The sequence below is a fragment of the Salinivibrio sp. MA427 genome, assembly GCF_001996115.1.
Lineage (GTDB): Bacteria > Pseudomonadota > Gammaproteobacteria > Enterobacterales > Vibrionaceae > Salinivibrio > Salinivibrio costicola.
In genome coordinates this window covers 1-13,282 of the sequence record NZ_MUFH01000064.1, presented here as the reverse complement: position 1 = coordinate 13,282, position 13,282 = coordinate 1, and the positions used below count along the sequence as shown (strand labels likewise).

13 protein-coding genes are annotated in these 13,282 nt (G+C 49.1%); 2 read left to right on the top strand and 11 right to left on the bottom strand.

The window, feature by feature from the left end:
* Window positions 1-132 precede the first annotated feature (132 nt).
* Entirely contained in the window at window positions 133-1,074 is a 942-nt protein-coding gene (gene ribF / locus BZG79_RS06600; protein ID WP_077774011.1) for a bifunctional riboflavin kinase/FAD synthetase, read from the bottom strand.
* A 91-nt stretch (window positions 1,075-1,165) separates the two neighbouring features.
* On the bottom strand, window positions 1,166-2,737 hold the full coding sequence (gene murJ, locus BZG79_RS06595) for a murein biosynthesis integral membrane protein MurJ (RefSeq protein WP_077774010.1): 1,572 nt from the start codon (window positions 2,735-2,737) through the stop codon (window positions 1,166-1,168).
* Window positions 2,738-3,012: 275 nt separating this feature from the next.
* On the opposite strand from murJ, the gene rpsT reads away from it, so the two are divergent.
* Entirely contained in the window at window positions 3,013-3,273 is a 261-nt protein-coding gene (rpsT, locus tag BZG79_RS06590; RefSeq protein ID WP_077646827.1) for a 30S ribosomal protein S20, read from the top strand.
* A gap of 79 nt (window positions 3,274-3,352) precedes the next feature.
* On the opposite strand, the gene BZG79_RS06585 is transcribed toward rpsT, so the two are convergent.
* From BZG79_RS06585 to nhaA, 4 genes are all read right to left on the bottom strand, one after another.
* Window positions 3,353-3,658 carry a metalloregulator ArsR/SmtB family transcription factor gene (locus BZG79_RS06585; protein WP_021023305.1) on the bottom strand — a complete coding sequence of 102 codons (306 nt, stop codon included), beginning with the start codon at window positions 3,656-3,658 and terminating at the stop codon, window positions 3,353-3,355.
* Between the two features lie 66 nt (window positions 3,659-3,724).
* Window positions 3,725-4,618, bottom strand: coding sequence for a transcriptional activator NhaR (gene nhaR, locus BZG79_RS06580; RefSeq protein ID WP_077661339.1), 894 nt, complete (start codon window positions 4,616-4,618; stop codon window positions 3,725-3,727).
* Between the two features lie 73 nt (window positions 4,619-4,691).
* Window positions 4,692-4,976, bottom strand: coding sequence for a hypothetical protein (locus BZG79_RS06575; RefSeq protein ID WP_021023307.1), 285 nt, complete (start codon window positions 4,974-4,976; stop codon window positions 4,692-4,694).
* Window positions 4,945-6,150 carry a Na+/H+ antiporter NhaA gene (nhaA, locus tag BZG79_RS06570; protein WP_077461730.1) on the bottom strand — a complete coding sequence of 402 codons (1,206 nt, stop codon included), beginning with the start codon at window positions 6,148-6,150 and terminating at the stop codon, window positions 4,945-4,947. Before nhaA ends, BZG79_RS06575 begins: the two co-directional genes overlap by 32 nt.
* 434 nt (window positions 6,151-6,584) lie before the next feature.
* On the opposite strand from nhaA, the gene BZG79_RS06565 reads away from it, so the two are divergent.
* Window positions 6,585-7,733: a Na/Pi symporter gene (locus BZG79_RS06565; RefSeq protein ID WP_077669395.1), complete on the top strand. Its 1,149-nt coding sequence runs from the start codon at window positions 6,585-6,587 to the stop codon at window positions 7,731-7,733.
* 141 nt (window positions 7,734-7,874) lie between these two features.
* Here the strand turns inward: BZG79_RS06565 and BZG79_RS06560 are convergent, their stop codons facing one another.
* The 5 genes from BZG79_RS06560 to rppH form a co-directional block, all read right to left on the bottom strand.
* Window positions 7,875-8,714, bottom strand: a complete 840-nt coding sequence (locus tag BZG79_RS06560; RefSeq protein WP_021023310.1) for a thymidylate synthase — start codon at window positions 8,712-8,714, stop codon at window positions 7,875-7,877.
* Between the two features lie 89 nt (window positions 8,715-8,803).
* Window positions 8,804-9,601: a prolipoprotein diacylglyceryl transferase gene (lgt, locus tag BZG79_RS06555; protein ID WP_077774009.1), complete on the bottom strand. Its 798-nt coding sequence runs from the start codon at window positions 9,599-9,601 to the stop codon at window positions 8,804-8,806.
* A 12-nt stretch (window positions 9,602-9,613) separates the two neighbouring features.
* Window positions 9,614-10,420, bottom strand: a complete 807-nt coding sequence (locus BZG79_RS06550) for a sulfite exporter TauE/SafE family protein (protein ID WP_101494559.1) — start codon at window positions 10,418-10,420, stop codon at window positions 9,614-9,616.
* Window positions 10,420-12,678, bottom strand: coding sequence for a phosphoenolpyruvate--protein phosphotransferase (gene ptsP, locus BZG79_RS06545; protein WP_077774008.1), 2,259 nt, complete (start codon window positions 12,676-12,678; stop codon window positions 10,420-10,422). Before ptsP ends, BZG79_RS06550 begins: the two co-directional genes overlap by 1 nt.
* Window positions 12,679-12,690: 12 nt before the next feature.
* Window positions 12,691-13,203, bottom strand: coding sequence for an RNA pyrophosphohydrolase (gene rppH, locus BZG79_RS06540; protein ID WP_021023314.1), 513 nt, complete (start codon window positions 13,201-13,203; stop codon window positions 12,691-12,693).
* Window positions 13,204-13,282: the final 79 nt, after the last annotated feature.

The following is a 13,282-nucleotide window of genomic DNA, read 5'->3' as shown; positions in this document are numbered from 1 at the left end:
TCATCATACCAACGCTTGAGCATATCAGGCTCGCGCTTAGCAAGATTACCTCGCATCGGAAACGCAGTTTCCGGCAGGTTTAAGGTATCTTTGTAGTCACTCATTGATTATTGATTCCGTATGGAGGTTACTCTAGACATTATTGCCATCAGCCAGCCACGCACGCGCTGCCGATGCATCTCGTTGAATTTGCATTTTTAATGCGTCTACTGACGCGAATTTGGTTTCATCACGCAATTTGTGCAGTAGGCTAACTTCTAATTGTTTGCCGTATAAATCGAGCGTTTGATCGAATAGATGCACTTCTAACTGCTGATGGGTGCCATTGACCGTCGGTCGATTACCCACGTTGGCAACGCCCGGCAAAGATTGCCCTGCACGCGCACCGGACACGGTTACCGCGTACACACCCGATACAGGAGAGACTCGCCGCTTAAGCAGCACATTCGCGGTAGGAAAGCCGATCGTGCGTCCAAGCTTTCGCCCATGCGCGACCCGCCCGCAAATACTGTAGGGTCGCCCCAACATATCGGCTACCGCCTCTAACTGGCCCGCGAGAAGCGCATCTCGGATAGCGGTGCTACTCACCCGTCGGTCGCTGACACAAAAGCTTTCGGTACTCACCACCGCAAAGTGATGCGCTTTCCCGGCTTGCTCTAATCGAGCGAAGTCACCGGCACGCTTGAGGCCAAAGCGAAAGTCGTCACCCACTACCAGAAACTTAACACCCAATTGATTGACCAACAAGCGATCAACAAAAGCATCCGGGCTCATGGCGGCAAATGCTGGTGTAAAGCTGACACACAAAAGCCTATCCACGCCTAACTTAGCCAGCTGAGTATATTTGTCGCGCAGCCGGGATAAACGTGCAGGGGCCTGATCGCCTTGAAACAATTCGAGCGGTTGAGGCTCAAACAGCATGACAGTCGCAGGCAAATCGAGGGCCCTGGCCTTCTCGACCACTTGGCGCAAGACCGCTTGGTGCCCAAGGTGGACACCATCAAAGTTACCGATGGTGAGTACACAGCCTCGGTGTTTGGCCCGGATATTGTGAATGCCTCGAATTAATTCCATCGCCTGCTGACTATTTGAACTATAAAAACTGGCGGATTATATACTAGTCAGCGCTGGCAATCAGCCCTGGATTGATATTCCGCGCTTACCATCATCCTCGGTGGCGGATATCGCCTAATCTCACACCAAACATCACTGCCGTGATCAGATAGAGGCTCCCCCCGCCAAGAATACAGCCAGCCAAGCTAATGCTGCGAGAGAATAATGGCATAGCCACCCATTGTGACAAACTTGGCATTAAAACATAAAGCCCAATAACCATGGCACAAACAGCCACCAGTAACTTAACAATAAACGTCACTGTTTCTCGAGAAAGGCGATAAATATGACGACGGTGTAGCCCTTGATACAACAGGCCTGCATTAATCAGCGCCGATAAGGCCGTGGCCATTGCTAGCCCCACGTAGCTGAAGAAATAGGCAAAGATCGCGTTAAAGACCATATTGCTGACCATTGCGATGACACCATATTTGACCGGTGTTTTAGTATCTTGGCGAGCATAATAACCAGGCGCCAGGACTTTGATCACCATAAAATTGACTAAACCACAAGCATAAGCCACCAGAGAAAGACTGGCCGCCTCCACGTCAGGTACACCAAATTCACCCCGCATAAACAGCACCATCAACATGGGCTTGGCGAGCACAATTAATCCAGCCATGGCGGGGATCCCGAGTAGCAGAACCATACGTACGCCCCAATCCATGGTCGCAGCAAACTGATCCGCCGATTTATCGACATGTTTTTTGGATAACGCGGGCAAGATCACCGTCGCAATCGCAATGCCAAATAACCCCAGTGGGAACTCTAATAAACGATCGGAGTAATACAGCCAACTGATAGAACCCGTCATTAAGAAGCTAGCAATAAAGGTATCGAATAACAGATTAATCTGACTGACGGATACCCCAAACAATGCTGGGATCATTAACTGTCGAATTTTGACAACGCCGGGATGATGCCATCCCCATTTAGGCCGCACGAGCATCCCCTCTTGCGCTAAAAAAGGCAGTTGGAACAAAAGTTGGATCACACCGCCTGCAAACACACCGATCGCAAGACCTATTTCAGGTTGTGCCAAATGCGGGGATAGACCGATCGCCGCAGCAATAATCGCAACGTTTAAAAACACCGGCGTAAAGCTGGAAACTGCAAATTTATTCAGCGTGTTAAGGATAGCCCCCGATAGCGCAACAAAGGTAATAAACCACAAATAGGGGAAAGTGATTTTCAACATCAAGCTGGCCAACTCAAATTTTGCACCATCAGGCCCGCCGTCTAGCCAATCGACAAACCAACCGGTACCAAACAACGCGGCTAAAACGGGCGATCCGACCACACCTAGCAATGTCACAACAGTGACCAGCCCACCAAGCGTGCCGACCACATTGGCCACCAACTCGCGTGAGTAGGCTCGGGTGGTATCATCTTTATCAAGCGCCTGGTATTCGGTTAATACCGGCACAAACGCTTGTGAAAATGCCCCTTCGGCAAATAGACGACGCAAAAAATTAGGGATTTTATTGGCAAAGAAAAAGACATCGGCGGCCGCACCCGCGCCCATTAAGTTGGCAATGACAACATCGCGCACCAATCCTAAAACACGGGACACTAATGTCATGGTGCTCACGATGAGCCCAGAGCGTAAAAGTCGCTTACTCACGGTTACCTCTTGAAAACACGTGCCCGATGCGCGCGTTGCTTCTACTTTTTCGCCCCTGGCGATACGCCGAAAGGGAGAACAAATCGAAATATAGGTGACGTCGGGGCTGAAATGCTGATAGAATCAGCCGCCATATTAACTGTGATAACCCCGCAGCGCCAACACTACCTTGGAGCGGCGGATCTTTGCACAAATGAATTGACAATAGAGGCAAAAAGAGGCATAGTCCTCCGCCTTGAAATGTCACCGAACAAAAAGATTTGGGAGTTAGACCCTTGGCGAATATCAAATCTGCTAAGAAGCGTGCGATCCAGTCTGAAAAGCGTCGCCAGCACAACGCAAGCCGTCGCTCTATGATGCGCACCTATATGAAGAAAACTGCTTCAGCAATTGCTGCAGGCGACAAAGAAGCGGCAACTGCTGCTTTTGCACAAGTTCAGCCTATTCTTGATCGTTCAGCCACTAAAGGCCTGATCCACAAGAATAAAGCAGCTCGTTACAAAGCAGCATTCTCAGCACAAATTAAAGCGCTGTAAGATTGCTCTTTGCATAGAGATAAAAAAAACCGGCCTTGGCCGGTTTTTTTTTGCTTATCACTTGTTGCTTACCCAGGTGCTAACTCACGGTTTCGCTGCAGTAGAGATCATGTAAAAGCTGAATGACAGCGACGACTTCATCACTTTTTAGCGAATAATATACCGTCTGCGCCTCTTTGCGCGTTGTCACCAGACCATCTTTTCGTAACCAAGCGAGATGCTGCGATAAGGCTGACTGGCTCAGAGGAACCCGCTCCACTAACTGCCCCACCGACAATTCACCTTGTAGTAAATAACACAGAATAAAAAGGCGTTTTTCATTGGCCATGGCTTTTAGCAGGCTGACTGCCTTAGGCCCATTCTGCTGCATGCGGGCTAAATCCATTCAACTTCCATCATCAGTTAATACTCAATGGCACGAGTCTAGCACGATCTTTATGCTAGCTTGTAACTAAACAAACAAGTGACTGTAATCTGCCTCACAAATCCTTTTGACCGCTGGGTGCTGAATCATACGTTCCGCAAAGATAACGAAATATTCCTCTTTTACCACACTCAGCTCAGCAATTTGTATCGCTTGACCCAAACGGGTGACTTCCTCAGCATAGGTCGTAGGTGCAATAAATAACGCTTGATGACTAATCCCAAACGCTTTCATTAAGGCGGAATCGTCAAATTCTCCCAGAATATTGGGTACGATGCCTTGTTGATCAAACCACTGCGTTAACTTACGTCCCATTGCGGTCGATTTGCTAGGAATTAAGACTTTCTGTGTCGCTAAACGTATGGGTAACGGCACATCGGGGTCTTCTGCAGGGTTTGAGGAATATAAGCTCATGCTACTTTCACCTAACTTGACGCTAAATAAGCCGGCCTGTTGGGTCGAATCTATCGGGCAGTCTGAAAGGATCATATCTAATTTATGCTCTGCGAGTTGCTCAAGTAGCATTTCATGCGTGGATTCAAAACAGCGCAGGTGGATGGCGTTATCGTGAGGTATCGCATGCAAGAGAATTTGGCTAATCAGCCGCTTCGATAATGCATCAGCAACCCCAACATCGAATAAGATATTCTCTTGCTGGCTATAATTGACAATATCTAGCATTTCGTAGCTCAGACCAAACATACGATCAGCATATTTAAAAACCAGCTGGCCGAGCTCAGTGGGCTCCACGTAGCGCCCATTGCGTTTAGTGAGCTTACCATTTAAGCGCTGTTCCAGAGCCCGAATTTGCCCAGTAACGGTTTGTGGTGTTAAACAAAGCTTATCCGCCCCTTGGGTGATTGAACCTTGCTTGCAGACCATCCAGAAGTAGTACAGGTGGTTGTAATTTAGGTGAGCCATGCTGATAGATAAAAAAACGCCAGACGAAGCAGCTTACGCTGCCTCTCTGGCGCCTTCAAGTGGCATACGCGTTTTAGTTTTTCACATCGTCTTTATCAAGCGGCTTTCTTACCCGCTCACCCGCTCGATGCTCTAAAGCACGCTCTGAGAAGCTTGAGGATTTATCCTGTTCTTCTCTATCAACCTTATCAACGTTCGATGTCACCATCGCCTTTCCGGCCGCGACACCTGCGCGATAGGCTTGGCAAACATCGCTTTGGTCTTGCTTTCCGTTGCAATACATATCTTGGTTTACCGCCATGGCAGAGCCAGAGACGGTAACCAGGCTAGTAATCAACGCCAGTATTACCTTCTTCATACTCGTCTCCTTGTTCATCTGCAAGCGCGCTGGCTGGTGGCAGTGCAAAGTGCAACACTACGTAGCCAATCACGGCCGCCAAGGTCGATCCTATCAAGATACCAAGACGAGAGAGTGTGACGAACTCGCCATTCACACCAACAAAGGCCAGTGATGAGATGAAGATAGACATGGTGAAACCAATACCACAGAGCACTGACACGGCAAAGATATGGGTGAAATTCACGCGTGCTGGCAGTTTGGCAATACCTAATTTCACTGCGGCCCAACTAAAGGTAAAGATCCCAAGTGGTTTACCCAGAAGTAAGCCTAAGGCAATACCTAGCGGCAACATTTCCGTCAAGTTAGCCAGTGATACACCGTCAAGCGATACCCCAGCGTTCGCGAACGCAAAAATCGGCAGAATCAGATACGACACGTATGGATGCAGCGCATGTTCCATTTTTTTCAATGGCGAGGGTGCATCATCCGTTTTACCTTTAAGCGGGATGGCAAAACCAAGCACCACACCGGCAAGCGTCGCATGAACGCCCGATTGCAACACGCTGAACCATAAAATCAGTCCAACCACGACGTACGCAGGAATACTGGTCACTTTGCGCATATTCATCGCCACCAGTACCACAGTGGCTATAAAGGCTGACGCTAGGGCTACCAGCGATAAGTCGCTACTGTAAAACAGGGCAATGATCACAATCACCCCGAGATCATCAATGATCGCCAATGCCAGTAAGAATACTTTTAACGCAAGCGGGACACGATTACCCAACAACGCCAACACACCGAGCGCAAACGCGATATCCGTAGCAGCTGGGATAGCCCAACCAGACACGGCCAGTGGGTCGCCCCAGTTGAACGCCAAGTAAACCAGTGCGGGAGCAAGCATACCTCCGATCGCTGCAACCGCAGGGAAGGTGGCTTTGTCTTTTGAGTTTAGGGCACCTTGAACCAACTCACGTTTAACTTCCAAACCAATCAGCAGGAAAAAAATCACCATCAGGCCATCGTTGATCCAATGACCAACGGATAAGCCTGCTACATAGGTATGAAGCGTGCTGTCATATAAAGGCTGTAAATCCGAGTTCGCTACGAACATCGCTAATACCGCCGCTACAATCAGCACAATACCTCCTGCGGATTCCATTTTCAGAAACTGACGAATGACATCAGTCATTTAGAGCACTCCATACAATAAAAGTGGATTTCAGTAGTCTAGACAGTCAGACCACTTTTAGAAAAATCGTTTGTTCTGATAGTAAACATCGGGAAAACCGATGTTAAAACTAACTTACCATTGATTTATTCGTAGTCTAACGCTTTTATATCCTGTTTACCGATTTATAGCTTAACGCTTTCTCTCTAGCATAGTGTCGATTTCAACCTTGTTGTTACATTTTTATCTCTGTTTTTTCCAGCCGTGTATTTAGAGACAAATAACGCTAGGAATCAGGGGGGTAACAGCGCTTTTACTGCGGCATATCCGTGCCAAGATCGTATTTTCAACTCACTGCAGTATTTATGTCATATTTCTGAAATATTCCCTTTTTACTATCGCCTCAGATTTTGCTTTGACACTAAACTGACATCGAATTGTCACGGAGATATCTTATGACTCCCCATGCTACAGCAGTAGAGGCAACTCAGAGCTCCTCAAATTGGTTCCGTTGGACCAAGCTTGCCGTCATGCTTTACCTCCTACTGGTGGCCGTTGCCATGGTAGGAAGCGGCTTCAAATGGGCCGTAGGCGACGAAGCGAAGACGCTCTTTGCGTTTGCGTCTCATCCCGTAGCTGGCTTAATGATTGGTATTGTTGCCACTGCATTGATTCAGTCTTCAAGTACCGTGACGTCTATTATCGTCGGCCTGGTCGCGGGTGGCTTGCCGGTTGAAGCGGCGATTCCCATGGTAATGGGAGCCAACGTGGGTACCTCAGTGACTAATACTATCGTCAGTTTAGGCCATGCCCGCTGTAAAGTAGAGTTTAGTCGTGCCTTTAGTTGTGCCACTGTTCATGACTTCTTTAATCTCTTTGCCGTTGCTATTTTTCTCCCACTCGAAATGGCATTTGGAATACTGAATAAAATTTCTGGCTGGTTGGTGTCGCCACTGGCACAAGCGAACGATATGAGTATCAAGGGGTTAAACTTTATTAAGCCATTGACCAAACCCGTCGTTAATGCTGTGCAATCGCCCTTGGATGCTATCTTTCCGGGCAACATTGGTGGCTTCGTGATGATTGCCATGGGGATTGTTACTATTGTCGTTGCCATCACCGTGATGGGTCGCGTGATGAAAAAACTGATGGTGGGTCGGGCAAAAGACATGCTTAAAAATGCTATCGGTCGCGGTCCATTGCACGGTATTTTCTCAGGCTCAATCGTCACTGTGTTGGTGCAATCTTCATCAACGACCACTAGCTTGATGGTGCCATTGGTCGGCTCAGGCGTGTTAAAGGTGCGTGATATTTATCCATTCACATTGGGCGCAAACATTGGTACCTGCATTACCGCGTTACTTGCCGCCACAGCCGTCACGGGCGAGTTCGCCGTCTTTGCGCTGCAAATTGCATTAGTACACCTTAGTTTTAATATCCTAGCCACCGCGCTTATCTTTGGTGTGCCGTTTTTACGCGAATTACCGCTCAAAGGTGCAGACTTGTTGGGCAAAATGGCCGCCAAATCAAAAATGGCCGTCCTCGTTTATATCAGTTTAGTCTTTGTTGTGATTCCAGGCAGCATTGTCTTCTTATCCCAATAAGCCTGAGACTTAGGTCACACACAAAAAACGCAGCCAGCTGGCTGCGTTTTTTTATTGAAAATTGGCTCAAGATGACACCAAGTCGTATCGCCTCGTTAACGTTACTGCCTATCAAACAGCAATGCGTTAAACAGCTATGTGTTAAACCGCAATCGGCGCTTTAATGGTCGGATGCGGATCGTAGCCTGCAATCTCAAAGTCATCGATTTTATATTCAAAGATAGAGGCAGGCTTGCGTTTAATAGTCAATGTCGGCAACGCACGCGGTTCACGCTTTAGCTGTTCATGGACAATATCATCGGTCAGATGGTTATGATAAAGGTGAACATCACCGAAGGTATGGACAAAATCACCGACCGCTAGGTCGCACTGTTGCGCCACCATATGGGTGAACAGCGCATAGCTGGCAATATTAAACGGCACACCCAAGAAGTAGTCTGCACTACGCTGATAAAGCTGGCATGAGAGCTTGCCATCCGCCACGTAGAACTGAAACAAACAATGGCAAGGGGCCAAGGCCATTTTGCCTTGCTCCGCGTTCTCTGACGGGCTGATGGACTCATCCGGCAAATCGGCAGGGTTCCACGCCGTGATAATATGGCGACGCGAATTGGGTTTGGTTTTAATTTGCTCGATCAATTGCGCAATCTGATCCACGGTTGAACCATCTGGACACGCCCAAGAGCGCCACTGAGCGCCATAGACGGGACCGAGATCACCTTGCTCGGTGGCCCATTCATCCCAAATACGTACCTTGTTGTCTTGTAAGTACTGGATGTTAGTCTCGCCGTTAAGAAACCACAAAAGCTCGTGGATAATCGCTCGGGTATAGAGTTTTTTGGTCGTTAACAGTGGAAAGCCTTCAGCAAGGTCGAACCGTAGTTGGCGTCCAAATATCGATCGCGTTCCGACACCAGTGCGATCTCCCCTATCTGTCCCATTATCGAGAATATCCTGCATCAACGCCTGATACTGCTTCATAGTGTTTCCTATCATTGACCGAACAAACAAAAGGCACCGCATAGGGTGCCTTGGTGTGATAAACAGTATATCTGATTACGCGACATTAATCATGGTGCAGGCCTGCGCTTGTAAGCCCATAGAATCATCAATGCGCCTGCCACAATCATTGGCAACGAGAGTAGCTGCCCCATGCTTAACAGATCACCAAACAGTCCAAGATGTGCATCTGGCTCGCGGAAATACTCCACGGTAAAGCGGAATGTGCCGTAACCGGCCAAGAAAAGCCCCGAGACCGCCCCCATTGGGCGTGGCTTTTTAATGTACATATTGAGGATCACAAATAACGCGACGCCTTCTAATGCAAACTCATAAAGCTGCGAGGGGTGGCGTGGCCACGGGCCTCCGGTTGGAAAGACCATTGCCCAACGCACATCCGTGACGCGCCCCCATAGCTCACCGTTCATAAAATTGCCCAATCGGCCAGCGCCAAGGCCGAATGGTACTAACGGCGCAATAAAGTCAGCCACGGTAAAAAAGTGGCGCTGCGTTTTACGTGCATACCATGCCATGGCGGTGATCACACCCAACAGACCACCATGGAAGGACATGCCTCCTGTCCATACTTTGAACAAAAACAAGGGGTCGGCGATAAAAGCATCCAATTGGTAAAAAAGCACATAGCCAATGCGTCCACCCAATACCACGCCAAGAAAGCCGGCAAACAGCAGATCGCTGACTTCTTCTTTGTTCCAACCACTGTTGGGTTTTGTCGCACGATGGTTTGCCAGCCAAAGAGCAAACACAAACCCTAACAAATACATCAACCCGTACCAGCGTACCGCTATGGGGCCTAACTCGATTAATACCGGGTCGATTGACGGAAAGGTGAAATAACCTTCAGCCATGAATTTGATCCTTTATTTCAACAACATGCTAGCGCCGACAATAACAAGAAAGACGGCAAAAATACGTTTTATTTGCTCAGTAGGTAACTTCACCGCAAGCTGCGCGCCTACCCGTGTCATCCACACAGACGTGGAAACCACCCCGAGCAACGCGGGTAAATACAAGTATCCGACACTGAGTGGCGGTAAGGGTTCCGTCTGTCGCCAGCCCAACCACACAAAGCTAATCATGCCACCGAACGCTAATACCGCTCCCCCCGCTGAGGCACTACCTATTGCTTGATGCATGCTGACCCCACGCCAGTGTAAATATGGAACAGTAAAGGATCCGCCACCAATGCCTGCCAAGCTAGAAAGCGTCCCAATCAAGGTTCCAGCCGCAGAAAGCCGCCACCAATGCGGCAATGGGCGCGCTTGATAGACGCGGCGATTAAGTAACATTTGCAGTGCCATCGCAAGCACAATCACACCAAATAAACGGGGTAGCCAATCAGGAGGCAGCAAGTCAGCAAATCCGGCCCCAAGACTACCGCCTAACAGCATACCAGGAACAAGCGCTTTGACCGCCTCGACATGCACATTACCTAAGCGAAAATGCCGCCATGCCGACGCACTTGAGGTCAAAACGATCGTCGCTAACGACGTCGCCAGAGCAATGGGCATCACCACCGTCGGTGAAATGCCAAAAACCGGCAATAGAAACGTTAAAGCGGGTACCACCACCAGTCCACCGCCAATGCCAAGCAGCCCTGATAAGGTACCTACACACGCACCGACTAGCATGCAGACCACAAACAACAACAGTGTTAGGCCAGTGATCATCGCATTTGTCCGATTTTGACTAGCGCATCAAGCCCATGTTCGGCGAGAAAGGCTTCGGTCGATGCTCGAATCGCATCAGGGTCGTCTAATGTCAGCATAGTATTCGCCTGCACCACTAACGCCTCATGCGGTAATCGACTTAACAGATATTTGATTTTGGCGACATTCCGAGTGTTCATACTCAGTTGCTGGTAACCCAATCCCACTAATAATGCTGCACCCACAGGATCGCCGGCCAACTCACCGCAGACACTTACCGGTAATTGATGGCGCGCACCCATGGTTGCAATGGATGATAAGGCATGGAGTACTGAAGGATGCAGGGCATCAAAAATATCCGCGACCCGCGCATTATTGCGATCAACGGCGAGTAAATATTGGGTCAAGTCATTGGTCCCTACCGATAAAAAATCGATATCACGCGCGATATTATCCAACTGATACAAAATAGAGGGGACTTCGACCATGATCCCGAGCATAGGGATATTAACGCTCTCACCCGTGCTCTCGGCCTCTTGGCTGACCTCTTGATACGCGCGGCTGACCAAGGTTTTCGCTTCCAATAACTCATTGCGGCCAGAGATCATTGGCAGTAGTAACTTAAGGTTATTTAAACCTATGCTCGCGCGTAACATGGCACGGACTTGGATCAAAAAGATATCCGGATGATCCAAGCTGAAGCGAATACCGCGCCACCCCAGAAAAGGATTATCTTCTTCCACACTTAGGTAAGGAAGCGGCTTATCTCCACCGATATCCAACGTACGCATCACCACAGGCTTATCAGGGTAACTGGCAAGAATGGCGCGATACTGTTTCACTTGTTCGTCTTCAGAGGGGAGCCGGCGTAACATTAAAAAAGGGACTTCAGTGCGAAAAAGTCCTACTCCATCCACCCCTTGATTAATCGCAATTTGACTATCGGCACTAAGACCGGCATTTAAATGGACCTCAACCCGGGTGCCGTCTTGGGTTTGTCCCGGGCTGGCCAGTGCTGTCTCAAAGGTCGATTGTAAGCTGGCTTCTTCTTGAACCAATTGCTGGTATTCGTTGATCAAGGCCTCGGCAGGCTCGATCATTAATATCCCTTTGTGTCCATCGAGGATAACGGTTTTGTGGTGCAAGCGTGAGGGAGAAAAGCTGACCCCCATGATCGCAGGGATCCCCAATGCCCGGGCGAGAATGGCAGCATGAGAATTAGCCGCTCCCTGTTCGGCGACAACGCCTGCCAGTAAGGTACGAGGAATCGAAGCCAGCATACCGGCTGTCAGCTCGTGAGCCAGTAACACAACCGGTGATGAAATCGCTGGAGCACTGCCTGCCGGGGCCATCAAAAAATAGAGTAATCGCTGACCCAGTTCTTTTACATCGTCTGCGCGCGCTTTGAGATAAGGATCGTCCATCAGGGAAAAGCGTGCGGAAAAGGCCTCCACAGTTTGTCGCACGGCCCACGTCGCTTCATCGCCTTGCTGAATCCTGACCGTTATGTCTTCTCGCAACATGGGATCATTGAGCAGATGTACAAACAGATCAAAAATCGCTAATGCGTCTTTTTGTAGCTCCTTATCAAAGCGCTTACGCAAACGCCGGAACTCGGTACTGGCCTCATCAATCGCGGCGTCTAAGCGGTCGAGCTCTCGCGACACATCGAGACTGCTTGCCGGAGCAACGTCTTCTAGCCTTGGTTGCGACTCGTCGCACCAAGCTTGAGCAATACCGATCCCCGGTGACGCCGGCATCCCTTCAAGTAAAATAGGCGATCGGGTACCTTGCCACCCCCCTTGCGCATCCGCATGGGCAAATACCACCGCCAACTGCGCGGCTAAGGTGACAAGAAACGACTCTTCACTTTGATCAAATTGACGCGGTTGGTGTTGCTGAACGACTAATACGCCCAGCACCTTTTTGCGATAAATAATGGGCGTACCCAAAAAAGATTGAAACGCGTCTTCTCCTGTCGCTGGAAAAGGTCTAAAAGCAGGATGTCGTCGTGCATAAGCGAGGTTTAAAGGCTCAGCCCGTTGACCGACCACGCCAACCAACCCATCACCAAACGACATCGACACTTGCGCCGACGGATCGAGCCCCTGCGTTGCCATCAGATCAAAGCTTTGTTGCTCAAAGTTGGCGAGATAGACAGAGCAGCACTCGGTACGCATTGCCAAGCAGGTTTGTTGCACCAACGTATGCAGCGCCTGATCGAGATCGGCTGACACTGCAACGCTTTGCACAATATTCCTTAACTGCGTGAGCACCGAGTTTCTCCTTTACCCTCGCTTATTTTTACGTCGAGGTTTGCGTTCTTTAAAAGGCATCGCAAGCGGCGCAAACTCTTTCATTGCACGCCGATAGACTTCACGCTTAAATGCCACGACTTGACGCACAGGATACCAATAACTGACCCAACGCCAGCCATCAAATTCCGGTGTCCCGCCACGCAAAACGTTCACGTGTGACTCATCACACTCAAGCTTAAGCAAAAACCATTTTTGCTTTTGCCCAATACATACGGGTTTAGAATCCCACCGCACCAAGCGTTTCGGTAATTTATAACGTAACCAATGTCGACTAGTCCCCAAGATGCGCACATCTTTTTTGGTCAGTCCAACTTCTTCATACAATTCACGATACATGGCTTGCTCAGGACTTTCTCCTTCATCAATACCACCTTGTGGAAACTGCCATGAATGCTGACCATATCGACGAGCCCAGAGTACTTGACCGTGGCCGTTACAAATTACTATCCCCACATTGGGACGATAGCCATCGCCATCAATCACTGGACAACCTCAATGATAAATCTCTACTGAACCTGATTTTTTCACAAAAAGCGGCTGAGGGTAAACAAACATTGTGGAT